The sequence below is a fragment of the Streptomyces sp. SolWspMP-5a-2 genome, assembly GCF_900091845.1.
Lineage (GTDB): Bacteria > Actinomycetota > Actinomycetes > Streptomycetales > Streptomycetaceae > Streptomyces > Streptomyces doudnae.
This window is the reverse complement of sequence record NZ_FMCI01000117.1, coordinates 1-26,634: the sequence shown is the minus strand read 5'-3', so window position 1 is coordinate 26,634 and position 26,634 is coordinate 1. Positions and strand designations below refer to the sequence as shown.

At 73.5% G+C, this 26,634-nt stretch carries 24 protein-coding genes and 1 riboswitch; of the genes, 17 read left to right on the top strand and 7 right to left on the bottom strand.

Annotation, left to right across the window (positions count from 1 at the left end; all coding sequences use genetic code 11):
- Positions 1-148 precede the first annotated feature (148 nt).
- From GA0115242_RS11580 to GA0115242_RS11560, 5 genes are all read left to right on the top strand, one after another.
- Positions 149-1,591 carry a GuaB1 family IMP dehydrogenase-related protein gene (locus GA0115242_RS11580; protein ID WP_218088639.1) on the top strand — a complete coding sequence of 481 codons (1,443 nt, stop codon included), beginning with the start codon at positions 149-151 and terminating at the stop codon, positions 1,589-1,591.
- Positions 1,592-1,839: 248 nt separating this feature from the next.
- Positions 1,840-3,303, top strand: a complete 1,464-nt coding sequence (locus tag GA0115242_RS11575) for an amino acid permease (protein ID WP_093827340.1) — start codon at positions 1,840-1,842, stop codon at positions 3,301-3,303.
- A 9-nt stretch (positions 3,304-3,312) separates the two neighbouring features.
- A complete protein-coding gene (locus GA0115242_RS11570) occupies positions 3,313-3,765 on the top strand; it encodes an Lrp/AsnC family transcriptional regulator (protein ID WP_093827338.1) in 453 nt (150 codons plus the stop codon).
- Positions 3,766-3,976: 211 nt separating this feature from the next.
- The gene (locus GA0115242_RS11565; RefSeq protein WP_093827336.1) at positions 3,977-4,765 is read left to right on the top strand and encodes a carbon-nitrogen hydrolase family protein; all 789 of its coding nucleotides are present in this window, start codon (positions 3,977-3,979) and stop codon (positions 4,763-4,765) included.
- 40 nt (positions 4,766-4,805) lie between these two features.
- On the top strand, positions 4,806-6,506 hold the full coding sequence (locus GA0115242_RS11560; RefSeq protein ID WP_093827334.1) for a flavin monoamine oxidase family protein: 1,701 nt from the start codon (positions 4,806-4,808) through the stop codon (positions 6,504-6,506).
- Here the strand turns inward: GA0115242_RS11560 and GA0115242_RS11555 are convergent.
- Positions 6,467-7,462, bottom strand: coding sequence for a helix-turn-helix transcriptional regulator (locus GA0115242_RS11555; RefSeq protein WP_093827332.1), 996 nt, complete (start codon positions 7,460-7,462; stop codon positions 6,467-6,469). The genes GA0115242_RS11560 and GA0115242_RS11555 overlap by 40 nt on opposite strands.
- A gap of 183 nt (positions 7,463-7,645) precedes the next feature.
- Between GA0115242_RS11555 and GA0115242_RS11550 the strand changes: the two genes are divergently transcribed.
- Positions 7,646-8,212, top strand: coding sequence for a DinB family protein (locus GA0115242_RS11550; protein WP_093827330.1), 567 nt, complete (start codon positions 7,646-7,648; stop codon positions 8,210-8,212).
- Positions 8,213-8,241: 29 nt separating this feature from the next.
- On the top strand, positions 8,242-9,363 hold the full coding sequence (locus GA0115242_RS11545; RefSeq protein WP_093827328.1) for a winged helix DNA-binding domain-containing protein: 1,122 nt from the start codon (positions 8,242-8,244) through the stop codon (positions 9,361-9,363).
- Between the two features lie 150 nt (positions 9,364-9,513).
- Here the strand turns inward: GA0115242_RS11545 and GA0115242_RS11540 are convergent, their stop codons facing one another.
- Entirely contained in the window at positions 9,514-10,893 is a 1,380-nt protein-coding gene (locus tag GA0115242_RS11540) for a uracil-xanthine permease family protein (protein WP_093827326.1), read from the bottom strand.
- Between the two features lie 138 nt (positions 10,894-11,031).
- A complete protein-coding gene (locus tag GA0115242_RS11535) occupies positions 11,032-12,246 on the bottom strand; it encodes an MFS transporter (protein ID WP_093827325.1) in 1,215 nt (404 codons plus the stop codon).
- Between the two features lie 110 nt (positions 12,247-12,356).
- Between GA0115242_RS11535 and GA0115242_RS11530 the strand changes: the two genes are divergently transcribed.
- Positions 12,357-13,571, top strand: a complete 1,215-nt coding sequence (locus GA0115242_RS11530) for an ROK family transcriptional regulator (RefSeq protein ID WP_093827321.1) — start codon at positions 12,357-12,359, stop codon at positions 13,569-13,571.
- Positions 13,572-13,597: 26 nt separating this feature from the next.
- On the opposite strand, the gene GA0115242_RS11525 is transcribed toward GA0115242_RS11530, so the two are convergent.
- Both GA0115242_RS11525 and GA0115242_RS11520 read right to left on the bottom strand, forming a co-directional pair.
- On the bottom strand, positions 13,598-14,356 hold the full coding sequence (locus GA0115242_RS11525) for an SDR family oxidoreductase (protein WP_093827319.1): 759 nt from the start codon (positions 14,354-14,356) through the stop codon (positions 13,598-13,600).
- Between the two features lie 101 nt (positions 14,357-14,457).
- Positions 14,458-15,345: an RNA polymerase sigma-70 factor gene (locus tag GA0115242_RS11520; RefSeq protein WP_093827318.1), complete on the bottom strand. Its 888-nt coding sequence runs from the start codon at positions 15,343-15,345 to the stop codon at positions 14,458-14,460.
- A 286-nt stretch (positions 15,346-15,631) separates the two neighbouring features.
- Positions 15,632-15,762: riboswitch (FMN riboswitch) on the top strand.
- A 149-nt stretch (positions 15,763-15,911) separates the two neighbouring features.
- On the opposite strand from GA0115242_RS11520, the gene GA0115242_RS11515 reads away from it, so the two are divergent.
- The 9 genes from GA0115242_RS11515 to GA0115242_RS11475 all read left to right on the top strand — a co-directional run bounded on the left by GA0115242_RS11515 (position 15,912) and on the right by GA0115242_RS11475 (position 23,263).
- The gene (locus tag GA0115242_RS11515) at positions 15,912-16,517 is read left to right on the top strand and encodes a riboflavin synthase (RefSeq protein WP_093827315.1); all 606 of its coding nucleotides are present in this window, start codon (positions 15,912-15,914) and stop codon (positions 16,515-16,517) included.
- A complete protein-coding gene (locus GA0115242_RS11510; protein ID WP_093827314.1) occupies positions 16,514-17,155 on the top strand; it encodes a nicotinamide mononucleotide transporter family protein in 642 nt (213 codons plus the stop codon). Before GA0115242_RS11515 ends, GA0115242_RS11510 begins: the two co-directional genes overlap by 4 nt.
- Positions 17,152-18,450 (top strand): bifunctional 3,4-dihydroxy-2-butanone-4-phosphate synthase/GTP cyclohydrolase II, encoded by a 1,299-nt coding sequence (locus GA0115242_RS11505; protein ID WP_093827310.1) that lies wholly within the window; start codon positions 17,152-17,154, stop codon positions 18,448-18,450. Before GA0115242_RS11510 ends, GA0115242_RS11505 begins: the two co-directional genes overlap by 4 nt.
- A gap of 45 nt (positions 18,451-18,495) precedes the next feature.
- On the top strand, positions 18,496-18,981 hold the full coding sequence (ribH, locus tag GA0115242_RS11500) for a 6,7-dimethyl-8-ribityllumazine synthase (RefSeq protein WP_093827308.1): 486 nt from the start codon (positions 18,496-18,498) through the stop codon (positions 18,979-18,981).
- A gap of 34 nt (positions 18,982-19,015) precedes the next feature.
- A complete protein-coding gene (locus tag GA0115242_RS11495) occupies positions 19,016-19,288 on the top strand; it encodes a phosphoribosyl-ATP diphosphatase (protein ID WP_093827306.1) in 273 nt (90 codons plus the stop codon).
- A gap of 69 nt (positions 19,289-19,357) precedes the next feature.
- Positions 19,358-20,215: an ATP phosphoribosyltransferase gene (gene hisG, locus GA0115242_RS11490; RefSeq protein ID WP_093827304.1), complete on the top strand. Its 858-nt coding sequence runs from the start codon at positions 19,358-19,360 to the stop codon at positions 20,213-20,215.
- A gap of 14 nt (positions 20,216-20,229) precedes the next feature.
- A complete protein-coding gene (locus tag GA0115242_RS11485) occupies positions 20,230-20,685 on the top strand; it encodes a PH domain-containing protein (protein ID WP_093827302.1) in 456 nt (151 codons plus the stop codon).
- Positions 20,686-20,897: 212 nt separating this feature from the next.
- On the top strand, positions 20,898-22,223 hold the full coding sequence (locus tag GA0115242_RS11480; protein ID WP_093827300.1) for a hemolysin family protein: 1,326 nt from the start codon (positions 20,898-20,900) through the stop codon (positions 22,221-22,223).
- Complete coding sequence (locus GA0115242_RS11475; RefSeq protein WP_093827298.1) at positions 22,220-23,263, top strand: hemolysin family protein; 1,044 nt, start codon at positions 22,220-22,222, stop codon at positions 23,261-23,263. The genes GA0115242_RS11480 and GA0115242_RS11475 overlap by 4 nt, the downstream gene beginning before the upstream one ends.
- A 58-nt stretch (positions 23,264-23,321) precedes the next feature.
- Here GA0115242_RS11475 and GA0115242_RS11470 read toward each other — a convergent pair whose 3' ends face one another.
- Together GA0115242_RS11470 and GA0115242_RS11465 are read right to left on the bottom strand one after the other, a co-directional pair.
- The gene (locus tag GA0115242_RS11470; protein WP_093827297.1) at positions 23,322-25,196 is read right to left on the bottom strand and encodes an AAA family ATPase; all 1,875 of its coding nucleotides are present in this window, start codon (positions 25,194-25,196) and stop codon (positions 23,322-23,324) included.
- 428 nt (positions 25,197-25,624) lie between these two features.
- Positions 25,625-26,245, bottom strand: a complete 621-nt coding sequence (locus GA0115242_RS11465; RefSeq protein ID WP_176729799.1) for a uridine kinase family protein — start codon at positions 26,243-26,245, stop codon at positions 25,625-25,627.
- Positions 26,246-26,634 lie beyond the last annotated feature (389 nt).

The following is a 26,634-nucleotide window of genomic DNA, read 5'->3' as shown; positions in this document are numbered from 1 at the left end:
TCGTACGTTCCGCCGAGAACCCCGCTGACCTGCCTGGACGATCCTCCGTGGCAGGACGTTCCGGTCGGCGTGGGACAATGAGGTACGTGCTCTTCCCCCTGGCTGACCTGTCCGGGGGCCACCTCTGATCGACTGGGATGTGCAGCACGTGCGTTTCCTCAACGACATCCAGCCCCCGTACGACCTGACGTACGACGACGTCTTCATGGTCCCGAGCCGCAGCGCCGTCGGTTCGCGGCAGGGCGTGGACCTCAGCTCGCCGGACGGCACGGGCACCACGATCCCGCTGGTCGTCGCCAACATGACCGCCATCGCCGGTCGCCGGATGGCCGAGACCGTCGCCCGGCGCGGCGGGCTCGTCGTCATCCCGCAGGACATCCCGGACGAGGTCGTCACCGACGTCGTCTCCTGGGTCAAGAGCCGCCACCACGTGCTCGACACCCCGATCGTGCTCTCCCCGCACCAGACCGTCGCCGACGCGCTGGCCCTGCTGCCCAAGCGCGCGCACAACGCCGGGGTCGTCGTCGACGAGAAGGGCCGCCCGGTCGGCGTCGTCACCGACGAGGACCTCACCGGCGTCGACCGCTTCACCCAGCTCGACGTGGTCATGTCCAAGGACCTGCTGCTGCTCGACGCCGGGATCGACCCGCGCGAGGCCTTCAACCGGCTCGACGGCGCCAACCGCCGCTACGCCCCCGCCGTGGACGCCGAGGGCCGCCTCGCGGGCATCCTCACCCGCACCGGCGCGCTGCGCGCCACCCTGTACACGCCTGCCGTCGACGCGACCGGCGCGCTGCGGATCGCCGCCGCCGTCGGCATCAACGGCGACGTCGCGGGCAAGGCGCGGGCGCTGCTCGACGCGGGCGTCGACACCCTCGTCATCGACACCGCGCACGGCCACCAGGAGTCGATGATCAGCGCCGTCAAGGTGGTGCGCGCCCTCGACCCGCGGGTGCCGATCGTGGCCGGCAACATCGTCGCCGCCGAGGGCGTGCGCGACCTGATCGAGGCGGGCGCCGACATCGTCAAGGTCGGCGTCGGACCCGGCGCCATGTGCACCACCCGGATGATGACCGGCGTCGGCCGCCCGCAGTTCTCCGCGGTCCTGGAGTGCGCGGCCGAGGCCAGGCGGCACGGCAAGCACGTGTGGGCCGACGGCGGGGTCCGCCACCCCCGGGACGTGGCGATGGCGCTGGCCGCCGGTGCCTCGAACGTGATGGTCGGCTCCTGGTTCGCGGGCACCTACGAGTCACCCGGCGACCTCCAGCAGGACGCCTCCGGACGGCTCTACAAGGAGTCCTTCGGCATGGCCTCCGCGCGCGCGGTCCGCAACCGCACCTCCGACGAGTCCGCCTACGACCGGGCCCGCAAGGCGCTCTTCGAGGAGGGCATCTCCACCTCGCGGATGTTCCTCGACCCGGCCCGCCCCGGCGTCGAGGACCTGATCGACTCGATCGTCGCGGGCGTCCGCTCGTCCTGCACCTACGCGGGCGCGGGCTCCCTGGAGGAGTTCGCCGAGAAGGCGGTCGTCGGCGTCCAGAGCGCGGCCGGTTACGCCGAGGGCAAGCCCCTGCACGCGAGCTGGAGCTGACCCCTGGTCCCGGGCGGGGCCGCCCCCACGACGTCCCCGAGGCGGCGCGCAACGAAACGGCGTGCCGCCGCCCGCAACGCAACGATCTTGCGGCGACGCGCAAGGTTGCCGCATTACGTGGGGGAACGCGCGGCTCGTAGGGTGCTGCGCTGTACGTGGCGTGCCGGGGACTCCGCTCGGTGGGTTCCCGCTCACGCGGGTGCGCCTGCGGTTCCCGACGCCTGACCGCTGTGAGAAGGAGTCGGCGCGTGCCGGACCAAGGACCATCCCCGCAGGACCGCACGGAGCCGGGGCCCGCCCCGGGGTTCGGCGCCCGCCTGATGCGCCGCAAGCCGGTGGAACTGCTGGTCGCGGAGGGCGGCCACGGCGAGGGCGGCACGCTCAGGCGTTCCCTCGGGCTCTGGCAGCTGACCATGATCAGCATCGGCGCCACCCTCGGCACCGGCATCTTCGTGGTCCTCGGCGAGGCGGTGCCCAAGGCCGGACCCGCCGTCATCCTCTCCTTCGTCCTCGCCGGGTTCACCGCCCTCTTCTCGGCCCTCTCCTACGCCGAACTCGCCGGTACCATCCCGGTCGCCGGATCCTCGTACTCGTACGCGTACGCCACTCTGGGTGAACTCATCGCCTGGGTCTGCGGCTGGTGCCTGATCCTGGAGTACGGCGTCTCCGTCGCGGCCGTCGCCGTCGGCTGGGGCCAGTACCTGAACGAACTCCTCGACGGGACCGTCGGTTTCACCCTGCCCGCCGCGCTCTCCGCCCCGCCGGGCGACGGCGGCGTCTTCAACCTGCCCGCGCTGATCGTCGTCCTGCTCGCCATGACGTTCCTGCTGGGCGGCGCCCGCGAGTCGGCCCGCGCCAACACGATCATGGTCTGCGTCAAGATCGCCGCGCTGGTCATGTTCTGCGCCATCGGCGTGCAGGGCTTCAGGTCGGGCAACTACGCGGACTTCATGCCGCTCGGGGTGGCCGGGGTCAGCGCCGCCGGTGCCACCCTGTTCTTCTCCTACATCGGCTTCGACGCCGCCTCCACGGCCGGTGAGGAGGCCAGCAACCCGCAGCGGGACCTGCCCCGCGCCATCATGCTGTCGCTCGTCATCGTGACGGTCCTGTACGTCATGGTCGCGGCCGTCGCCGTCGGCGCCCGGCCCTGGCGCACCTTCGCCGACTCCGAGGCCGCCCTCGCCCAGATCATGCGGGATGTCACCGGACAGACCCTCTGGGGGACCCTGCTCGCGTTCTGCGCCGTCGTCGCCATCGCCAGCGTCGTCCTGACCGTCCTCTACGGCCAGACCCGCATCCTGTTCGCCATGGCCAGGGACGGCCTGGTGCCGAAGGTCTTCGCCAGGGTCCACCCGAGGACCGGCGCGCCCCGCGCCAACACCCTGATCGTCTCCCTCTTCTGCGGCGGCCTCGCCTCGGTCGTGCCGCTCGGCCAGCTCGCCGACGCCACCAGCATCGGCACCCTGTTCGCCTTCGCGCTCGTCAACGTCGCTGTCGTCGTCCTGCGCCGGACCCGGCCCGAGATGCCCCGCACCTTCCGGGTGCCGCTCTCCCCGCTGCTGCCCGCCCTCGGCTTCGCGCTCTGCGTCTGGCTGATGGGCAGCCTGTCCCCGGTCACCTGGGTGGTCTTCGGGTGCTGGATGGCCGCCGGGCTCGTGTTCTACTTCAGTTACGGTCACCGCCGCTCCCGTCTCGCACCATCTGAGAGCTGAACCACCCCCGTGCTGAACCCACTCGACGAACGCATCGTGCACGCCCTCGCCGAGGACGCCCGCCGCTCCTACGCCGACATCGGCCAGCTCGTCGGGCTCTCCGCGCCCGCCGTGAAACGGCGCGTCGACCGGCTGCGCGCCACCGGCGCCATCACCGGCTTCACCGTACGGGTGGACCCGGCGGCCCTCGGCTGGGAGACCGAGGGCTTCGTCGAGATCTACTGCCGCAGCAACACCTCGCCCGAGACCATCCAGCGGGGCCTGGAGCGCTACCAGGAGGTCGTGGCCGCGTCGACCGTCACCGGCGACGCGGACGCGATCGTGCAGGTCTTCGCCGCCGACATGCGCCACTTCGAGCGGGTCCTGGAGCGGATCGCGGGCGAGTCCTTCGTGGAGCGCACCAAGTCCGTCCTCGTCCTGTCGCCGCTGCTGCGCCGCTTCTCCTCCGGGACACCCGGGTAGCGTGCCCGGCCGGTGCGCGCCCGCCCGCGGCCACCGTGAGCCGGAGCGCAACGAATCGCCGCCGGGTGCGCGGCCCGCGCAACGAACCGCGCACCGTCGCGCAACGGCTGCTCCTTGTCCGGCCGCGGGCGCCGACCGTACCGTCTAGAGGGCTGCCCGGCCGTCGTCCGGGAGCCTCCCCGACACCCCCCGGTACCCGTGAGGACCCCGCATGCGCACCGCCCTGCTCCAGAGCTCCGGCCGCCCCGGCTCCGTCGCCGAGAACCTCACGGTGCTCGCCGCGGCCGCGCGCCGGGCCGCGGCGGCGGGCGCCCGACTGCTGGTCACACCGGAGCTGTTCCTCACCGGGTACGCCATCGGCGACGCCGTCGGCGTCCTCGCCGAACCCGCCGACGGCGAGGCCGCGGACGCGGTCGCCGACCTCGCCGCCCGGCACGGCCTCGCGATCGCCTACGGCTACCCCGAGCGGGACGGCGAGGCCGTCTTCAACGCGGTCCAGCTCGTCTCCGCCACCGGCGACCGCCTCGCCAACCACCGCAAGACCCACCTCTTCGGCTGCTTCGAGCGCGACCACTTCACCCCCGGCGACCTGCCCGTCGTCCAGGCCGAACTGGACGGCGTCCGGGTCGGCCTGCTGATCTGCTACGACGTCGAGTTCCCGGAGAACGTCCGCGCCCACGCCCTCGCCGGTACCGACCTGCTGGTGGTGCCGACGGCGCAGATGCACCCGTTCCAGTTCGTCGCCGAGTCGATGATCCCGGTGCGCGCCTTCGAGAACCAGATGTACGTCGCCTACGTCAACCGGACCGGTGCCGAGGGGGAGTTCGAGTTCGTCGGACTCTCCTGCCTCGCCGGGCCCGACGGGGTCGCCCGCGCCCGCGCCGGACGCGGTGAGGAACTGCTCCTCGCGGACGTCGACCCGGCCTTCCTGGCCGCGTCCCGCGAGGCCAACCCCTACCTCGCCGACCGCCGCCCCGGCCTCTACGGGTCCCTGGCCTGACCTCCCCCCGAACCCCGTTGCCGCAAGGAGCCCGTACCCCATGACGTCCACGGTGCCCAACGCCGTCGAGCACACCGACGCGCAGCAGCCGCCGATCACCATGTTCGGCCCCGACTTCCCCTACGCCTACGACGACTTCCTCGCCCACCCGGCGGGAATCGGCCAGGTGCCCGCCACCGAGCACGGCACCGAGGTCGCCGTCGTCGGCGGCGGGCTCTCCGGCGTCGTCGCCGCGTACGAGCTGATGAAGATGGGGCTCAGGCCCGTCGTGTACGAGGCCGACCGGATCGGCGGCCGTCTGCGGACCGTCGGCTTCGACGGGCCGGGCACCGAGGGGCTGACCGCGGAGATGGGCGCGATGCGCTTCCCGCCGTCGTCCACCGCGCTCCAGCACTACATCGACCTCGTCGGTCTGCAGACCCGCCCCTTCCCCAACCCCCTTGCGGAGAGCACCCCTTCGACGGTCGTCGACCTCAAGGGCGAGACGCACTACGCGCGGACCGCCGCCGACCTGCCGCAGGTCTACCGGGACGTCGCCGACGCCTGGCACCGGTGCCTGGAGGAGGGCGCCGACTTCTCCGACATGAACCGCGCCCTGCGCGAGCGGGACGTGCCGCGCATCCGCGCGATCTGGGCCCGGCTGGTCGAACAGCTCGACAACCAGACGTTCTACGGGTTCCTCTGCGCCTCCGAGGCGTTCCGGTCCTTCCGGCACCGCGAGATCTTCGGCCAGGTGGGCTTCGGCACCGGCGGCTGGGACACCGACTTCCCCAACTCCATCCTGGAGATCCTCCGGGTCGTCTACACCGAGGCCGACGACCACCACCGGGGCATCGTCGGCGGCTCCCAGCAACTGCCGCTGCGGCTCTGGGAGCGCGAGCCCGGCAAGATCGTCCACTGGGCGCCGGGCACCTCGCTGGCGAGCCTGCACGAGGGCGGCGAGCCGCTGCCCGCCGTGACCAGGATGCACCGCACCGCCGGTGACCGGATCACCGTCACGGACGCCCGCGGCGACATCCGCACCTTCCGCGCCGCCGTCTTCACCGCCCAGTCCTGGATGCTCCTGTCGAAGATCGACTGCGACGAGTCCCTCTTCCCCATCGACCACTGGACGGCCATCGAGCGCACCCACTACATGGAGTCCTCGAAGCTGTTCGTGCCGGTGGACCGGCCGTTCTGGCGGGACCGCGACGAGGAGACCGGCCGGGACGTCATGTCGATGACGCTCACCGACCGGATGACCCGCGGCACCTACCTCCTCGACGACGGCCCCGACCGGCCCGCCGTCATCTGCCTCTCCTACACCTGGTGCGACGACAGCCTCAAGTGGCTGCCGCTGTCCGCCAAGGAGCGGATGGACGTGATGCTGAAGTCGCTCGGCGAGATCTATCCGAAGGTCGACATCAGGAAGCACGTCATCGGCAACCCGGTGACCGTCTCCTGGGAGAACGAGCCCTACTTCATGGGCGCGTTCAAGGCCAACCTGCCCGGCCACTACCGCTACCAGCGGCGCCTGTTCACCCACTTCATGCAGGACCGGCTCCCCGCGGGGCAGCGGGGCGTCTTCCTCGCGGGCGACGACATCTCCTGGACGGCGGGCTGGGCGGAGGGCGCCGTGCAGACCGCCCTGAACGCGGTCTGGGGCGTCATGCACCACCTGGGCGGCGCCACCGACGCCACCAACCCGGGCCCCGGCGACCTCTACGACGAGATCGCGCCGGTCGAACTGCCCGAGGACTGAGCCGCCTCGGCGTACCTGCGCGCCAACCGCCCGCACGCCTCGGCCAGTTCGGGCGGCCCGACCACCTCGATCGCGGCGTCGAAACGGCCGAGCCAGGACGCGAGCCCCGTCCACGACCAGGCGCTCACGACCACCCGGCAGCGGTCGGCGCCGAGTTCCTCGACGAGCGCGTCCCGCGCGTATGGGGAGACGGCGGACGCCGGGAGGGACAGGACCACCTCGCCCCGGCAGACCTGCCTCTCGTGGCCCTGGAAGCGGTCGGCGACGAACCCGGCCACCGACCCGCCGGGCAGCTCGCGCGGCGTGAAGCGCGGGCCGGTGGGCACGCGCGGGGTGATCCGGTCGACGCGGAACGTGCGCCAGTCCGCCCGCTCCAGGTCCCAGGCCACCAGATACCAGCGCCCGCTCCAGGTCACCAGGTGGTGCGGCTCGGCCCGGCGGGGCGGCGGCTGCTGCCCGGCGTCGGCCGCGCCGGGCGCCGCGTAGTCGAAGCGCAGCACCTCACGGTCCCTGACCACCGCGCTGAGCGCCAGCAGCACCTGCGGATCGACCCGCGGCCACGACCCCGCGCGCTCCACCGCCGTCACCCGCAGCGCGTCCACCCGGTGCCGCAGCCGGGCCGGCATCACCTGCCGCACCGTGTTCAGCGCCCGCGCCGACGCCTCCTCGATCCCGGCGCCGGTCACCGACGCGGTCCGCAGCGCGACGGCGAGCGCCACGGCCTGGTCGTCGTCGAACAGCAGCGGCGGCAGCGCCGCGCCCGCCTCCAGACGGTAGCCGCCGTCCGGACCCTTGACGGCGGCGACCGGATACCCCAGCTCCCGCAGCCGGTCCACGTCCCGGCGGACCGTGCGCGCGCTGACCTGGAGGCGCTCGGCCAGCAGCGCGCCCGGCCAGTCCCGGCGCGCCTGGAGCAGCGACAGCAGGGAGAGCAGGCGTGCGGAGGTCTTCGGCATGGGACCAGTATGGATCGCGGTAGCGGACACCTCCTGACCGCTACCGCTGCCAAGGTGAGGGAGTCCCGCGACGGGGAGCCCTCCCCGGGAGGAGACTTCCCGCACGCCTCGCGTCCCCGGCGAGGAGCGTGCCGCGCCGCGGGGCGTCCGTGACAGCGCACGACCGGAAGGACCCCGATCACCATGACGACCCCCCGCCCCCTCGACGACGAGCGCACCGACCTGCTCGCCTCCCTCGCCGCGGCGCGCGACGCCCTCACCGCGACCGTGCGCGACCTGGACGACACCCGCGCCGGGGAGCGGCCCACGGCCAGCGCGCTCTGCCTCGGCGGACTCGTCAAGCACGTCGCGTCCATGGAGGAGCGGTGGCTGCGCTTCGTCCTGGAAGGACCCTCGTCGATGCACCTGAGCCTGCCGGACGGCGTCACCTGGGCCGACCTCGCGGCCGGCACCGCCACGACCGTCCCGCAGTGGGCGGTGGACCGCGCGAACGACTTCCGCATGCTGCCCGACGACACCCTCGACGCCGTCCTCGCCCGGTACGCGCGGGTCGCCGCCCGCACCGAGGAGATCGTCGCCGCCGTGCCCGACCTCTCCGCCACCCACCCGCTGCCCCCGGTGCCCTGGCACCGGCCGGGCGAGACCCGCAGCGTCCGCCGCGTCCTCACCCACGTCATCGCCGAGACGGCCCAGCACGCGGGGCACGCGGACATCCTCCGCGAGACGCTCGACGGGCGGACGGCGAGCTGACCGCGCGGGCCGGGACAGGGGAGACGACCGTGCCGACCGTCCTCGACGACCGTGCGCTCAACCGGGCGACGCTCGCCCGTCAGTTGCTCCTGGACCGGGCCGCGCTGCCGGCCCTGGACGCCGTGGCCCACCTCTGCGGGTTGCAGGCGCAGGAACCCCAGGAGCCCTTCACCGGGCTCTGGTCACGGCTGCGCGCGTTCGACCCGGCGGAGCTGTCGGGGCTGCTGGTCGACCGGAAGGTGGTGCGCACCCATCTGATGCGGCGCACCGTCCACCTGGTCACCGCGGGGGACGCGCTCGCCTGGCGGTCCCGGCACGCCCCGATGCTCAGGCAGCGGGTGCTCGGCACCTACCGGGCCGACTTCGCCGGGGTCGACCTCGACGAACTCGCCGCGGACGCCGCCCGGTTGGCCGCCGACGGTGTGCCGCGCACGATGCCCGAACTGGCGCGGGCGCTCGCCGGGCGCTGGCCCGGTCCGGGGCAGCGGGCCCTCGGCGAGATGGTCGTCGCCGCGCTGCTGCCGATGGCCCAGGTGCCGCCGCGCGGGCTGTGGCGGACCGGCGGCGGCGCCCGCAACGTCTCCCTCGCCCGCTGGCTCGGCCGCCCGGTCGACCCGCCCCACCAGGACGGCCCGGGGCACCCGGAGGGCCCCGACCCGGTCGGGCGGGCGCTGGTCCGCCGCTACCTGGCCGCGTTCGGACCGGCGGCCACCGCCGACCTGCGCGCCTGGTCGGGGGTGGCCGGGCTGCCCGGCGCGGTGGCGGCGCTCCGCCCGGAACTGGTCGTCCTGCGCGACAGCAGGGGGCGCGAACTGCTCGACCTGCCCGACGCGCCCCGCCCCGACCCGGACACCCCGGCTCCGGTGCGGTTCCTGCCCGCCTTCGACAACGCGCTCCTCGGCTACCAGGAGCGCGGCCGGATCGTCGCGGACGAGCACCGGGGGCTGTCGGTCGCGGGCGAACGGGTGGTCCTGGTCGACGGCCGGGTCGCCGCGACCTGGCGGACCGACGCGGGCACCGTCACCGTCACCGCGCTGCGCCCGCTCGCCCGCGCCGAGCGCGCCGAAGTCGTCGAGGAGGGCGGGCGGTTGGCGCGGTTCCTGTCCGACGGCGGGGACGGGGGAGCGCGGCTCGTGACGGGGGAGGGATGAGCGGATCGGCCGGGCCGCGCCGACCCCGGTCCGGGGGAACGGGGTCGGCGCGTGCCCCGCCGGCGCGTGCCGCACCGGCCGCGGTCGGCCCGCCGCCACGGGGCTGGGGCGGGCCGGGCTTCGCCGGGCAGGCAGGACTGTGCGGACGACCTACGGCTTGGTGTCGTCGTAGGAGGACGTGCCCTCGTCCAGGAGCGGGGTCGTGGTCTTCAGATGGGCCGGGGCGAACGCCCGCAGCGCGTGGTACCCGGTGATCACCACCAGCGTCCCCAGGGCGATGCCGCTGAGCGAGAAGGTGTCGGAGAAGGTCATCGAGACGTCCCCGATGCCGATGATGATGCCCGCGGCGGCCGGTACCAGGTTCAGCGGATTGCGCAGGTCCACCCCGGCGTTGGTCCAGATCTGCGCGCCGAGCAGGCCGATCATGCCGTAGAGGATCACCGTGATGCCGCCCAGGACACCGCCCGGGATCGCGGCGACGATCGCGCCGAACTTCGGGCAGACGCCGAACAGCAGCGCGAAGCCGGCGGCGGCCCAGTAGGCGGCGGTGGAGTAGACGCGGGTCGCGGCCATCACGCCGATGTTCTCGGAGTACGTGGTGTTCGGCGGGCCGCCGACCGCGGTGGAGAGCACGGAGGCGACGCCGTCCGCGGAGATCGCCGTGCCGAGCTTGTCGTCGAGCGGGTCGCCGGTCATCTCGCCGACCGCCTTGACGTGTCCGGCGTTCTCCGCGACCAGCGCGATGACGACCGGCAGCGCGACCAGGATCGCCGACCACTGGAACGCGGGGCCGTGGAAGTCCGGCAGGCCGATCCAGTCGGCGCCGCCGACACCGGAGAGGTCGAGCCGCCAGTGGTCGGTCACCTTGCCGCTCGCGTCGACCGAGTGGATCCGCCCGAGGACCAGGTCGAAGATCCACGAGACGGCGTACCCGAAGACCAGGCCGAGGAAGATCGCCACCCGGGACCAGAAACCGCGCAGGCAGACGACGGCGAGGCCGGTGAACAGCATGACCAGCAGCGCCGTCCACTGGTCCTGCGGCCAGTACGTCTTGGCGGTGACCGGGGCCAGGTTGAAGCCGATCAGCATGACCACCGCGCCGGTGACGACCGGGGGCATCGCGGCGTGGATGATCCGCGCCCCGAACCGCCGCACCGCGAGTCCCACCAGGAACAGCGCGACCCCGACGACCAGGATCGCGCCGGTGACCGTCGCGCTGCTGCCGCCCTGCGCCCTGATCACGGCGGCCACGCCCACGAAGGAGAGCGAGCAGCCGAGGTAGCTGGGCACCCGGCCGCGCGTCGCGAGCAGGAAGATCACGGTGGCGACGCCCGACATCATGATCGCCAGGTTGGGGTCGAGCCCCATGAGCACCGGGGCGACGAACGACGCCCCGAACATGGCCACCACGTGCTGGGCGCCCAGGCCGATGGTGCGGGGCCAGGAGAGCCGTTCGTCGGGTCGTACCACCGCTCCGGGCGCGGGGGTGCGGCCGTCCCCGTGCAGCTTCCAGCGCACGCCGAGGTCCATGGTGAGGTTTCGCTTTCTCTGTACAGCAGGATGGTCCGGACCCATTGTCACGGCTCCCCGGACCTCCTCCGCACAGCCTGACCTGCCCGTTCCCCGGCCTGCCCGCGACCTCCGCGGCCGGGGCGGGGGCGCGCGGGGTCAGGGACGGGCGTCGGGCAGCGCCTCGGCCGGTCGGCCCGCCCCGGTCCTGGGGCCCTCGCGGGTGGGCCGCAGCACCCGGGCGAACACCACGAGCCCGCTCGCCAGCACCGTCACCACCACGAACGACACCGTCAGGCTGGTCGCCTGCGCCACCCCGCCGATCAGGCTCGGCGCGATCAGGCCCGAGGTGTAGGTGATCGTCGCGACGCCCGCGATGGCCTGACTGGGGTTCGGGCCGCTGTGCCCGGCCGCCGCGAAGCAGAGCGGGACCACCACCGCGATGCCGAGGCCCATCAGCGCGAACCCGGCCATGGCGACGGCGGGGTGGGCGGAGACGACGACCAGCACCCCGCCGACGACGGCGAGCACACCCCCGGCCCGGACCGTGCGCACCGCGCCGAAGCGGTCGACCGCCGCGTCGCCGACGATCCTGGCGACGGCCATGGTCAGCATGAACCCGGTGGTGCAGGCGGCGGCCAGACCGGCCGAGGTCTCCAGCCGGTCGCGCAGGTAGACCGCCGACCAGTCGAGGCTGGCGCCCTCCGCGAAGACCGCGCAGAAGCCGACCGCGCCGATCAGCAGCGCCGAGCGCGGCGGCAGCGCGAACCTCGGCGGCGGCTCCTCGTCCTGCGTCGCCTTCAGGTCGAGCACCCAGCGGCAGGCGGTGAGGCCGAGGACGGTCAGGACGGCGGCGGCCAGCGCGAAGTGCAGGCGCGCGTCCGATCCGAGGTGCGCGGCGAGGGTGCCGCCCGCCGAGCCGAGCAGGGCGCCCGCGCTCCACATGCCGTGCAGCCCCGACATGATCGACTTGTCGAGCAGCCGCTCTATCTCGACGCCGAGCGCGTTCATCGCGACGTCGGCCATGCCCGCGCTCGCGCCGTAGACGAACATCGCCAGGCAGAGCGTGAGCAGGTTCGGCGCGAGCGACGGCAGGACCAGGGAGAGCGTCCACAGCGCGAGCAGTCCGCGCAGCGCGGTCCGGCTGCCGAAGCGGTGGCTGATCCGTCCGGCGAGCGGCATCGCGCAGGCGGCGCCGAACGCGGTGAAGGCGAGCGAGAAGCCCAACTGGCCCGCGCTCAGGCCCGCGTGGTCCTGGATCCAGGGCACCCGGGTCGCGAACGAGCCGGTGACACCGCCGTGCACGGCGAACACGGCCGCCACGGCGTACCGGGCACGCCTCACCTCGCGCAGGTCGCCGCCCACGTCGCCCATTTCCCCGCCCCTCCCGCACACCTCGGCCCCGCTGACGCCGCGTAAACTATCAGGAACCCTGCCTGATAGATAGAGCGCACGGGTCCCGCCCATCTGGAAGGATCCCCGGCATGCCCGCATCCCCCAGCACCGCTCGGGCCATCAACGACCGGCTCGCCCTGCGTCTGCTCCAGCAGGAGGGCCCGTTGACGGCAGGCCAGTTGAAGGCGCTCACCGGCCTGTCCCGGCCCACCGTCGCCGACCTCGTCGAACGCCTCACCGACTCCGGGTTCGTGACGGTCGTCGGCGAGGCCGGGGAGACCCGCAGGGGGCCGAACGCCAGGCTGTACGGGATCGTCGCCGACCGCGCCCACCTCGCCGCCCTCGACGTGCGCACCGAGGGGCTCGCCGTCGTCGTCTCCGACCTGGTCGGCGAGGTGCTGGCGGAGGCCGCCCTGCCGATCGGCGGCGAGATGGGGACAGGCCCGGCCGTCGAGCACGCGGTCGCGCTCGTGGAACGGGTGCTGAAGGAGGCGGGCGCCGACCGGCTGCACACCGTCGGGATCGGGGCGCCCGGCCTGATCGACCCGGCGAGCGGCGAACTCCGCGACTCCTCCGGCCTGCCCGCCTGGCACCGCCGACTGGTGGCGGCCCTGCAGGAACGGCTCCCCGGGGCCCGCGTCCGGGTCGAGAACGAGACCAACCTCGCCGCCCTGGCCGAGCAGCGGGAGGGCGCCGCCCGCGACCACGACACGTTCGTCCTGCTCTGGCTCGGCCACGGCACGGGCGCGGCCGTCGTCCTGGACGGCACCCTGCGCAGGGGCGCGTCCGGCGGCACCGGCGAGATCGGCTTCCTGCCGGTCCCCGGCACCACCGGGCTCCCCACGGCGACGGACTGCGACGGCGGCTTCCACTCCCTCGCGGGCGCGGCGGCGATCGCCCGCCTCGCCGGGGAGCACGGGGTGACGGGCGAGGCACGGGGGCACGAGCCGCCCGCCGCCGGGCCGGTGCGGGAGGCGGTACGGGCGGTCACCGGGGCGGCCGACGCCGGGGTGGCGGCCGCGTCCGCCGAGCGTTTCCTGGACGCCCTCGCCGACCGGCTCGCCGTCGGGGTCGCCTCCGTCGCGGCGCTGCTCGACCCGGGGTGCGTGGTCCTGGGCGGCGAGATCGGGCACGCCGGGGGCGGGGAACTCGCGGGCCGGGTCGCGGAACGGGTGCGCCGGATGTCCCCGCTGCCCACCGAGGTGCGCCCCGGCCTGCTGGGCGGCGCTGCGGTCCTGCGGGGAGCCCTCCTGACCGCCAGGGACCGCGCCCAGGACGAGGTGTTCGCGCCCCCCGGACGGTGACCGGCGCGGGGCGGCCGCCGCCCGGCTCAGGCGCGGCCCGCCGCCCTCGCCCTGCGGTGCAGGTAGTCCTCGAACGTGCCCCTGCCCAGGGCGTGTTCGTCGCCGGTCAGATGACCGCCCTCGTGGAAGGCCCGGTACGTGCGGCCCCACAGCGGGACGTTGACCAGGGCGCGGCGGCGGTCCGTCGCCGTCAGATAGGCGCGGGCCAGCGATTCGAGGGTGCGCACCTCCGGGCCGCCGAGGTCGGGGACCCGGCCCGCGGGTGGCTCCGTCGCCAGTGCGGCCAGCCGGTCCGCGACCTCCGTCACCTCGACGGGCTGGTCGCTCAGCCCGGCCGGGAGCAGCAGCACCGGCGCCTTGGCGAGGGCCTGGAGGACACCGAGGACCAGGTCGTGGAACTGTGTCGCGCGCAGGATCGTCCAGCCGAGGCCCGACTCCTCGATCAGCCGCTCCGCCGCGAGCTTGCTGCGGTAGTAGCGGTAGGGGACCCGGTCGACGCCGACGATCGAGATGTGCGCCAGGTGCCGCACGCCCGCCCGCCGGGCCGCCCCGACCAGCCGCGCCGCCGCCTTCTCGTCCCCGCCGCTGGGCGTGGACGCGCAGTGCACCACCGTCTCCACGCCCTCGACGGCGGCGTCGAGCGCCGCGCCGCCGGTCCGCAGGTCGACCGCGTACGGCGGGGCGTGGCGGCTGAGCACCCGCACCTCGTGCCCGTCCGCCCGCAGCCGGGCGGCGACGAGCCGTCCGAGGGTTCCGGTCCCGCCGGTCACCAGCATCGTGGTCATGCCGTTCAGCCCCTTCGCGCGCCGGGCGCCCCCGGGCGGAGCGCCGCAACACCAGCGAGGACCGCGGAGCGCCCCGGAATGTGACAGCCGGGGCGCGCGGATCAGGTCCGCTTCAGCTGGCGGCCCACGTACTCCAGCTTCTCCGGGTTGACCACCGAGCGCACCCGGGTGATCAGACCGTCCCTGATGTCGAACACGAGCACCGCGACGACCGTCTCGCCCGACCGGGCCACCAGGGCCGTCCCGCCGTTGATCTCGGCCGGCGAGAAGACGAGGCCGCCGGTGAACCTCGGGCCGCCGCCCGCCAGGAAGCGGGCCACCTTGGCGCGCCCCGCGATCGGCCGCAGCGCCGCCCTGACCTTGCCGCCGCCGTCGCTCCACCAGACCACGTCGGCCGACAGCCGGCGTTCGAGGGCGCTCAGGTCGCCGTCCCGCGCGGCGGTCAGGAACGACGTCACCAGCTCCTCCCACCGCTCGGGCGCCGGTTCGAAACGGGTCTCCGGCTCGCCCACCCGCCGCACCGCCCGCCGGTACAGCTGACGGCAGTTGGCCTCGCCCAGCTCCAGCACCCCGGCGATCTCCTGGTGCCCGTACCCGAACGCCTCGCGCAGCACGTACACCGCGCGCTCGGCCGGGGTCAGCCGCTCCAGGAGCACCAGCATCGCCATCGACACCGCTTCCCGCTGCTCCGCGGACTCCAGCGGGCCGAGCGCGCCGTCGGAGGTGGCCACGGGCTCCGGCAGCCAGTCGCCGACGTAGCTCTCGCGCCGGGCCCGAGCGGAGGTCAGCCGGTTGAGGCAGAGGTTGGTGACGACCTTCGCGAGCCAGGCCGCGGGATGCTCGATCGCGGCGCGGTCGGCGCCGCTGAAGCGGAGGTAGGCGTCCTGGACGGTGTCCTCGGCCTCGTGGGCCGAGCCCAGCATCCGGTAGGCCAGCCCGAACAGGCGGGAGCGGTGCGATTCGAACTCGTCGGCGAGCGCGGTCGTCATGCCGCCACCCTGCCAGAGCCGTCGCGGGCGGTGGCCGAAGGCCCGGCGGCGGGCAAGGGCCGTCGTCACCGCCGCCGGACCGGTCCGGGAGGGTGCGCACCGGGCCGCGCCCCCGGAGGGACCCTAGAAAGGACTAGACCATTCCGTCAATAGGTACGGACCTGCCGTCCGCGGGAGGGGCGCGCGGGCGCGCGCCGGGTGGTGCGACGACCGGCTGTGAGCCAGCCCACAGCCGTCACCCGTATGGACCTCCGACGGGCGTGGCACACTGACCGTGTACCAGAAGCAGCGCACTCCGGGGTCGGTGAAAGTCCGAACCGGCGGTTACAGTCCGCGACCCGGTCACGTCCAGTGGCCGGTTGACCAGGTGAAATTCCTGGACCGACGGTTAAAGTCCGGATGGGAGGCAGTGCGCGGCGGGCGGGCATGCGTGCGCGCCGCCGTATCGGCTCGTCCTGGCTCAGGACGAGTGCTTTCGGCGTCGCCCCCGGTGTCCACGCTCGCTCTCTCTGTCGTCATCGACAGCCCCGGAGTCCGTGCCCCCATGAGGCAGGAGGACCCGGGAAGTGTTCACCGGAATCGTCGAAGAACTGGGTGAGGTCACCGCCGTCGAGCATCTCGGCGACGCCTCCCGCTTCCGGCTGCGCGGACCCGTCGTCACCGACGGCGCGAAGCACGGCGACTCCATCGCCGTGAACGGGGTCTGTCTCACCGTCGTCGAGCACGAGGGCGACGAGTTCACCGCCGACGTCATGGCCGAGACCCTCGTCCGCTCCAGCCTCGGCGCCCTCACCGCCGGGTCCCGCGTCAACCTGGAGCGCCCCACCGCCGTCGGCGCCCGGCTCGGCGGCCACATCGTGCAGGGCCACGTCGACGGCACCGGCCGCATCCTGGCCCGCGAACCCTCCGAGCACTGGGAGGTCGTCACGGTCTCCCTCCCCGCCGACCTCGCGCGGTACGTCGTCGACAAGGGCTCCATCACCGTCGACGGGATCAGCCTCACCGTGGTCCGGGCGGACGCCGACCGCTTCACCGTCAGCCTGATCCCCACCACCCTCGCCCTGACCACCCTCGGCCGCAAGCAGCCCGGGGACCCGGTCAACCTGGAGGTGGACATCGTCGCCAAGTACGTGGAGCGACTGCTCGCCGCCGGACCGGGGGCCACCAAGTGAGCGGCCTGAACTCCGAGGCGTTCACCCTCCTCGGCCAGCACATCATCTGGTCCGACATGACCGGCAACATCCTCGGCCTGATCACCCTCGCCCTCGGCTGGCGCCGCTCGCTGTGGACCTGGCCCGTGCAGTTCCTCTCCGGGGCCGTCCTGTTCGTCGCCTTCTACGGCCACCTCGCCGGGAGCGCGGGCAAGCAGGTCGTCGTCATGGCCGTCGCCCTCTACGGCTGGTGGCAGTGGAGCCGCGACCGGGGCCGGGCCGCCGACGGGCACATCGCCCCCCGGTTCGCGACCTGGCGCGAGCGCGCCGCCATGGTGGCGGCCGCGGCCGCCGGGACCGTCGCCGTCGCCCTCCTCTTCGAGGCCGTACCCAGCCTGTCCTGGGACCCCTGGCCGGACGCCTACATCTTCGTCGGCACCGTCGTCGCGATGTATGCGCAGGCCCGCTCCATGGTCGAGTTCTGGATCGCCTGGCTCCTCGTCGACCTCGTGGGCGTCCCCCTCAACTTCGCCAACGGATACGCCTTCTCCGGCTTCGTCTACGTCATCTACGGCGCGCTCGTCCTGTGGGGCCTGCGCGACTGGTGGCTGCGCTCCCGCGCCGACGCGCGGCACACCCTGGAAGGAGTGCCGGCATGACCACGGCATCTGACCCGCACGACACCGACGGCATCGAGCACTGGGCCCTCGACCCGATCGAACGCGCCCTCGCCGACATCGCCTCCGGCCGCCCGGTCGTGGTCGTCGACGACGAGGACCGGGAGAACGAGGGCGACCTCGTCATCGCCGCCGAGAAGGCCACCCCCGAGATCGTCGCCTTCATGATGAGCGAGTGCCGCGGACTGATCTGCGCCCCCATGGAGGGCGACGAACTCGACCGGCTCCGGCTGCCCCAGATGGTCGCCGACAACACCGAGTCGATGAAGACCGCGTTCACCGTCTCCGTCGACGCCGGGCCCGCCCACGGCGTCACCACCGGGATCTCCGCCGCCGACCGGGCCGCCACCCTGCGGCTGCTCGCGGGCGGTACCGCCGAACCCGGCGACCTCGTCAGGCCCGGCCACGTCTTCCCGCTGCGCGCCAGGCCCGGCGGCGTCCTCACCCGCGATGGGCACACCGAGGCCGCCGTCGACCTCGCCCGCCTCGCGGGCCTGCGCCCGGCCGGCGCCATCGTCGAGATCGCCGGGGAGGACGGCCGGATGCTCCGGCTGCCCGAACTGATCCCGTTCGCCCGCAAGCACGGCCTCACGATCATCTCCATCGCGGACCTGATCGCCTACCGCCGCAGCGCCGAACCCACCGTCCGCCGCGAGGCCGAGGTCCGCCTTCCCACCCGGCACGGCGTGTTCACCGCCTACGGCTACCGCTCCGTCACCGACGGCGTGGAGCACGTCGCGCTCGTGCACGGCGACCTCGGCGACGGCGAGGACGTCCTGGTCCGGGTCCACTCCGAGTGCCTCACCGGCGACGTCTTCGCCTCCCTGCGCTGCGACTGCGGCCCCCAGCTCGACGCCGCGCTCGGCCGCATCCAGCGCGAGGGCCGGGGCGTCGTCGTGTACCTGCGCGGCCACGAGGGACGCGGCATCGGGCTCCTGTCCAAGCTGCGCGCCTACGAACTCCAGGAGCGGGGCCGCGACACCCTCGACGCCAACCTCGAACTCGGCCTGCCCGCCGACGCCAGGGACTACGGCGCGGGCGCCCGCATCCTGGCCGACCTCGGCGTGCGCGGGGTCCGCCTCATGACCAACAACCCCGACAAGACCGACGCGCTGCGGCGCCACGGCATCGGGATCACCGGCCGTGAGCCGATGCCCGTGCAGGCGGGCGAGCACAACCTCCGCTACCTGCGCACCAAGCGGGACCGGATGGGGCACGATCTGCCCTGGCTCGACGCGGCCCCCGAGGCGGCCGCGTCCACCTGCGGCAACCAGTGACCGGCACATCAGCGAGCAAGTGAGCGAGCGAGGAGAGAGACGAACGTGAGCGGCAAGGGCGCACCCGAACTGTCCGTACGCAACGTCGGGGACCTGCGGGTCGCCGTCATCGCGGCGCAGTGGCACGAGACGGTGATGGACGGACTGGTCGACGGCGCCCTGCGCGCCCTGCACGACCTCGGCATCGACGAGCCGACCCTGCTGCGGGTCCCCGGCAGCTGGGAACTGCCGGTCGTCGCCAAGGTCCTGGCGGGACGGGGCTACGACGCGATCGTCGCCCTCGGCGTCGTGATCCGCGGCGGCACCCCGCACTTCGAGTACGTGTGCCAGGGCGTCACCCAGGGCCTCACCCAGGTCTCCGTGGAGACCGGCGTCCCCGTCGGCTTCGGCGTCCTGACCTGCGACACCGAGGAGCAGGCCCTGGAGCGGGCCGGTATCGAGGGCTCGCGCGAGGACAAGGGCCACGAGGCGGTGACGGCGGCCGTGGCGACCGCGGCCACCCTGCGCTCGGTATCCGAACCCTGGCGCTGAGTCGCCCCCGATCAGCGGCTAGGGTGGGACCACCATGTCCAAGAAGACGTTCGAGGAGCTGTTCACCGAGCTCCAGCACAAGGCAGCCACCGGCGACCCCGCCACCTCCCGCACCGCGGAACTGGTCGGCAAGGGCGTCCACGCCATCGGCAAGAAGGTCGTCGAGGAGGCCGCCGAAGTCTGGATGGCCGCCGAGTACGAGGGCAAGGAGGCGGCGGCCGAGGAGATCTCGCAGCTGCTGTACCACGTCCAGGTGATGATGGTCGCCCGGGGGATCTCCCTCGACGACGTCTACTCCCATCTGTAGACCCCGCCTCCCGGCCCCCCGTCCCACCCCCACCGCACCGCACCGTCCCGAGCGAAGGAAGCCGACCTCATGCTGCGCATCGCCGTCCCCAACAAGGGTTCCCTGTCAGGACCTGCGGCGGACATGCTGCATGAGGCCGGCTACCAGCAGCGCCGCGAGTCCAAGGAACTGCGGATCGTCGACCCGGTCAACGAGGTGGAGTTCTTCTACCTCCGCCCCCGCGACATCGCGATCTACGTCTCCTCCGGCCGCCTCGACATCGGCATCACCGGCCGCGACCTGCTGATCGACTCCGACGCCCGCGCCGAGGAGATCCTGCCGCTCGGCTTCGCCCGCTCCACCTTCCGCTTCGCCGCCAAGCCCGGCCAGGCGCGCGGCATCGAGGACCTCACCGGCAAGACGGTCGCCACCTCCTACGAGGGCATCGTCGCCAAGCACCTCGTCGACAGCGGCATCGACGCCTCCGTCGTCCACCTCGACGGCGCCGTCGAGACCGCCATCGAACTCGGGGTCGCCGAGGTCATCGCGGACGTCGTCGAGACCGGCACCAGCCTGCGCAACGCGGGCCTGGAGGTCTTCGGCGAGCCCATCATGCGCTCCGAGGCGATCGTGATCCGCCGCACCGGCGCGGACACCGAGGACTCCGCCGAGCCCAAGGTCCAGCAGTTCCTGCGCCGCCTCCAGGGCGTCCTGGTCGCCAGGACCTACGTGATGATGGACTACGACTGCCGCGTCGAGCAGCTGGAGAAGGCCGTCGCCCTCACGCCCGGCCTGGAGTCCCCGACCGTCTCCCCGCTGCACAACGAGGGCTGGGTCGCCGTCCGCGCCATGGTCCCGGCCAAGGAGGCCCAGCGGATCATGGACGACCTGTACGAGATCGGCGCGCGGGCCATCCTGACCACGGCCATCCACGCCTGCCGGCTCTGAGGGGCGCCCCACCCATGTCCGACCTGCCCGCCCTGCCCGTCACCTTCCGGCCGGGCCGCACCCGCGCCGTGCTGCTCACCGCCGGTGTCCTGATCCTCGCGGTCATCACCGCGGTCGCGCTCGCCCTGGAGCAGCTCGGCCCCGGTGAACGCCTCAGCTTCATCCTCACCGGCGCCCTCCTGTTCGGGGTTCTCGCGCTGCTGGCCCGGGTCAAGGTCGTCGCCGACGACGACGGCGTCACCGTCCAGAACATCGCCAGCCGCCGCAGGCTGGACTGGGCCGAGATCCTCCGGGTGAACCTGCGCCCCGGCGACCCCTGGGTCTTCCTCGACCTCAGCGACGGCACCAGCCTGCCGGTGCTCGGCATCCAGCCGGGCATCGCCCGCGAGCACGCCATCGCCGACGCGCGCGCCCTGCGCGCCCTGGCCGAATCCCGGTCCCCGGGCGATTCTCAGGAACATCAGGGCTGACTCCGGCCCTTCGACCCTGCCGCGAGGGCCCCTGTCTTGATTAATCTGGTGGCGGAGGCGTTCCACGCGCCTCCGCCGCCGCTGTTCTCCGCCGGGTCGCTCCGGCCGCGGCGGCTTTCCCTGCTACCCGAGGAGTGACTCCCTCCAGCGATGGACGGATCGTCCTGTAGTACCTGCGCCGCCCCCTCCCGAACCGGCGAGGCGGCGGCATCATGAGCATCCCCCTGCTGCTCCTCGGAGCGGCGTTCCTGTTGATTCTGGCCAACGGCTTCTTCGTGGCGGCCGAGTTCGGCCTGGTCACCGTCGAGGCCACGGACGCCGAGAAGGCCGCCGCCGAGGGCGACCGACGGGCCCGCACCGTCGTCGAGTCGCTCAAGGAGCTGTCCTTCCAGCTCTCCGGCACCCAGCTCGGCATCACCATCACCTCCCTCGTCGTCGGCATGCTCGCCGAACCCGCGCTGGCCGAGCTGCTGCACGGCCCGTTCGCGGCCCTCGGCGTCCCGGGCGGCGCCGTCTCCGGGGTCGCCGTCGTCGTCGGCATGCTGCTGGCGTCCGCCGTGCAGATGGTCGTCGGCGAACTCGTCCCGAAGAACTGGGCGGTCTCCAAGCCGATGCAGGTCGCCCGGTTCGTGGCCGGCCCGCAGCACACCTTCGCCCGGCTGTTCCGGCCGGTCATCGCCGGTCTGAACACGGTCGCCAACCGGCTGGTGCGGGCCCTGGGCGTGGAGCCCGCCGAGGAGCTGGCGTCCGCCCGCACCCCCGGCGAACTGGTCTCCCTCGCCCGGCACTCCGCCCAGGCTGGCGCCCTGGAACAGGACACCGCCGACCTCTTCGTGCGGACGCTGTCGCTCGCCGAGCTGACCGCGCAGCACGTCATGACCCCGCGCGTGAAGGTCAGCGCGCTCCAGTCGTCGGCCACCGCCGAGGACGTCGTCAACCTGACCCGGGCCACCGGGCTCTCCCGCTTCCCCGTCTACCGGGAGCGGATCGACGAGGTCGTCGGCATGGTCCACCTCAAGGACGCGCTCGCCGTCCCCGCCCAGGACCGGCTGCGCACGTCCGCCGCCCGGATCGCCCGCCCGGCGCTCCTGGTTCCCGAGACGCTCCCGGTCCAGCCGCTGCTGGCCCGGCTGCGCAGCGAGCAGCCCATCGCGGTCGTCGTCGACGAGTACGGCGGCACCGCGGGCGTGGTCACCCTGGAGGACATCGTCGAGGAGCTGGTCGGCGAGGTCCGCGACGAGCACGACGGCCAGGACGTGCCCGAACTCGCCGCCGCGGCGCCCGAGGACGGCAGGCCCGCCTGGGACGCCGACGGGAGCTGCCGGGTCGACGTCCTCCAGCGGATAGGCCTGGACGTGCCCGAGGGCCCGTACGAGACCGTCGCGGGCCTGGTCGCCGACCTGCTCGGCCGGATCCCGGCCGCCGGTGACCGGGCGGAGCTGCCCGGCTGGCGGCTCACCGTCCGCCGGGTCGGCCACTACCGGGCCGAGCGGGTCCGCCTGGTGCGCACCGCGCCGATCATGGAGGCCGTCCGATGAGCCTGCTGCAACTCCTGTTCGCCGGGCTGCTCGTGCTCGCCAACGGCTTCTTCGTCGGCGCCGAGTTCGCGCTCGTCTCGGTCCGCCGCAGCCAGATCGAACCGCTCGGCACCGCCCGCGCCCGCCAGGTCCTCCACGGCCTGGAGCGGCTGCCGCAGATGATGGCCGCCGCCCAGTTCGGCATCACCGTCTGCTCGCTCACCCTGGGCGCGGTCGCCGAACCGACGGTCGCGCACCTGCTGGAGCCGGTCTTCGCGTGGATGTACCTCCCCGAGGGCCTGATCCACCCGCTCGGCTACGTCCTGGCGCTCGCCGCCGTGGTCTTCTTCCACCTCGTCATCGGCGAGATGGTCCCGAAGAACCTCGCGATGGCGGCCCCGGAGAAGGTCGCGCTGTGGCTCAGCCCCGGTCTCGTCGCCTTCGCGCGGCTCTGCCGGCCGATCACCGCCGCCCTCGGCTTCTGCGCGCAGGGCATCCTGCGGCTGTTCAGCGTGGAGCCCAAGGACGAGATCGAGGCCGTCTTCACCAGCGAGCAGCTCAACCGCCTGGTGGAGGACTCCGGTCAGGCCGGACTGCTCGGACCCGAGGAGCAGGAGCGCCTGGAGGACGCGCTGGAACTGGGCTCGCGCCCGGTCACCGACGTCCTGCTGACCCGCGACTCCCTGATCACGGTGAGCCCGTCGGTGACTCCGGGCCGGATCGTGGAGCTGACCGCCCGCACGGGCTTCTCCCGGTTCCCGGTCGCCGCCGACAACGGCGTCTTCATGGGGTACCTGCACGTCAAGGACGTCCTGGACGTGGAGGAGTCCGAGCGGGCGGTCCCGCAGCACCTGTGGCGTCCGATGACGACGCTCCGCCCGGAGCTTCCGCTGGACGACGCCCTGACGGTGATGCGGCGCGCGGCCACCCACCTCGCGCAGGTGGCGGACGCCTCCGGCCGCGTCCTCGGCCTGGTGGCCCTGGAGGACGTGCTGGAACTCCTGGTGGGCGAGGTCACCGACCCGGCCCACCACCGGCCGCCCCTCTCGGTGGCCAGCTGAACGGCGGGGGCGGGCCCGCCCGAGCGGACCCGCCCCCACCCCGCCTCACGGGCGGCGGCTACATCCCGGCGGGATCCTGCGGGCCCCGCCCCGACAGCACCTCGCCGTACGCCTGCATCAGATCGGGCAGCCGCAGCGTCGACAGGTCGTCCCGCGACAGCACCCCCGGGTACGTCGACAGCCGCAGGTCCCGGTAGGCGCAGCTCTTCTCGTACAGGGTGCGCAGGAACCGCCCGTTGCCCAGCTCGTCGATCCACCCCTGGTCGACCACGTGCCCGGCGATCGACCGCAGCTCGTCGAGGGTCTCCTCGTCCCACACGTCACCGTTCTCCGTGGCCAGCACCTCCCCGATCGAGGTCAGTTCGAGCGGCCGGTAGGACGGGAAGTCGACGCGGGTGGTGAAGCGCGAGGAGAGTCCGGGGTTCGCGGCGAGGAGCCGGTCCATGCCCTCCGGATACCCGGCGAGGATCACGACGAGGTGGTCCCGGTTGTCCTCGGCCCGCTTCAGCAGCACCTGGAGCGCCTCGTCGCCGTACGCGTCGCCCTTGCCGTAGCCGGTGTTGGAGAGCGAGTACGCCTCGTCGACGAAGAGGACGCCGCCGATCGCCGAGTCGATCAGTTCGTTGGCCTTGACGGCGGTCTGCCCCAGGTACTCGCCGACCAGGTCGGCCCGCTGCGCCTCCACGAGGTGGTCGCCGCCGAGCAGCCCGAGGGCGTAGAAGACCCGGCCCAGGATGCGCGCGACGGTGGTCTTGCCGGTGCCGGAGGGCCCGGAGAAGACGAAGTGCCGCTTCGGAGGCTGCACCGGCAGCCCCTGACCGGCCCGCAGCCGCGCCATGTTCAGCTGCGCCGACAACGCCTTGACCTGGCGCTTCACCGGCTCCAGACCCACCATGCGCTCCAGTTCGGCGAGCGCTTCGTCCAGCAGGGCGGGATCGGTGGGCCCGGCCGGCAGCGGGGGACCCGCCGTCACCAGGCCGCGGTCGCGCACGGCGGGACCGGTCGCCGACGGCAGCGGCCCGACCGGCGGCAGGTCGGGCTCGGACAGCCGCAGGTCACGGCCCTCCGCCCCGAACAGCGGGTCGAACCCCTCGGGGCCGTCCAGCGCGTCCTGGGCGCCGGAGAGCGTGATCGCGGCGAGGTCGGCGGCCTCGGAGGTGTCGTCGTAGCCGTCGCCCTCGGAGATCGCGGTGAGCCGGGCCGAGGTGTCCATGAACGCCGGGTCGACCCGGTGCACCGCCCGGTACAGGGGGAGCGCGGCGGCCGACCTGCCGGTGCCCTCGTGGGCGCGGGCCAGCCAGTAGCGCAGCTCCTTGCGCTGCGGCTGCTCGCTGCGGCAGCGCATCAGCGACGCCGACAGCAGCGGCTCGGCCTGCCCGTACATCTCCAGCCTGACCCGGGCCATCCCGCCGAACAGCCCGGCCTCGATGCCGAGGAGGTGGTCGTCGATCAACGGGTCGGTGTTCCTGACCAGTTGCTCCCAGTCCTTGACCAGGTAGGCCCGGCAGGCGTGCAGGAAGCGGACCTGGTGGTCGGTGTCCACCGGCGGCAGCCCGGCCAGCGCCCGGTCCAACTCCGGTACGTGGCGCCCGTCCAGCCAGTGGGAGGCGTGCGCGAGCAGCAGGTCGCGCGGGCTCTCCAGCACCGGCTGCACCCACCAGCCCAGCCAGTACCAGGAGTTGAGGCACCGGCGGTGCCGGGCGCGCTGTTCGCCGAAGCGGTCGCGGTGGCGGAACATCCGCAGCAGCGCGGTCGTCGTGTCGACGCGCAGCGCGTGCAGTCCGAGCCAGCCGTCGGCCATCCCGGGGTCGGCCCTGACCGCGGCCCGGAACTCCTCCTCCGCCTGTGGATAGGCGCCCATGGTGTAGGCGTCCACGCCTCGCAGCCAGGCGAGGTCGGCCGGGGCCTCGGGGCCCCGCGTGCCGAAGTCCATCACGTCCCCCACAAACCGTGCCCCCGTCGGTTGGCCCGCGGGCTGGTACCCGTCGGGCCGCCTTGATCGAACCGCCGTGCCGCGGACCGGAGTTGCGGTGCGCGGAGCAGTCGGTAGGTCGCACCGAGGGCATCGTACCTGCGCGGGTGTCGCTCGCCGAAGGGTGCCGCACAGGCCGTTTGACGAGGTGGGAGCGGATGGGGCGCACTTCGGACGGTGACCGAGGGTGAGCGGAACACGTCGTCCGGCGGCCGGAAAACCGGCTCGGGGCAGAACGAAGCCCCCGATCACGGGGGAACAACCGGGGGCTTCGCGTCTGACAGGCGGCTTCGCAGGGCCGCACATCCAGAACGTAAGTCCTGTACGGCCCCTGGGTCAAGCCGAGTTGGGGCACTCCGGCAACTTCCCGCGCGGTCGCCTTCACAAGTTCAGCACATTGCGGATGGTCCGTCACCCTGCGTGAGATCCTGGTCCGGTCCAACGCTGTGCAGGGGCCCCGGGAGCACCTCGTACCCCTCCTCCCGCTGCCGTACCAGGGAGTCGGCGAAGGGGCGGGACGGGTCTTCGGCGAAGTGTCGCCGCTCCGCCTCGACCCACCCGGCCCAGAACGCCCGCTGCTCCTCACCGTCCCGCCGCCTGCCCCGGCTCCACGACTCCTCGGGGGGCAGCTCCATCCACAACAGGTGCGCCAGGAAGGGCCGCAGGGCGCGGCGCCCGGCTCCGACGCCCTCGATCAGCACCACCGGGGCCGGGGGCAGCGCGCGGGGCGCCCCGCGGGCGCGGGCGTGCCAGTCGTAGGGGGCGTAGCGGGCCGTGAGGCCCCGGCCGAGCGGTTCGATCACCTCGGCGAGCAGCCGGTCGGTCCAGGAGAACAGCCGGTCGTGGGCGGCGACGTCGTCGAGGTGCAGGACCGGGGCGTCGTCCAGGGCGTGCGCCAGCCGGGCCGCGAAGGTGGTCTTGCCGGACCCGGCGTGCCCGTCGACGCCGATCAGGCGGACCGGCCCGCAGGACGGGGGGAGGGTGCGGAGCCGGGCGGCGAGACTGTGGATGGCCGGTCCTCGGGTCGGTGGGGAGGGCGGAATGTGTCGGGAAGATTCTAATGTCCGGGCGGATCGGTGCCCGGTGCCGTGCCCGGCGGGGGAGCGCGGGGCGGTCGCCGGGGGTCCGCCGCAGGTCATGCCACGTGTCGAGACCAATATTGCTGGGCGCGGCATGCCGCGAAGTGCTGGCAGCGCGGGCCGCCCCCGGCCATAGTTGGCGCACAACCGTGCAGCGCGACCCGTGTGCATCGGATCCGCCCCGACTCGACACTTGGGGGTCTTCCGCCCATGAGCAGAGCCGAACAGCCGTCCCGCAGAACCGTCCTGGCCGTGGCCGTCGCCGCGGCCGTGACCGGCGGAGCGGGATCCGCCCGCGCCGCCGAGCCCGCCGCCCCCGC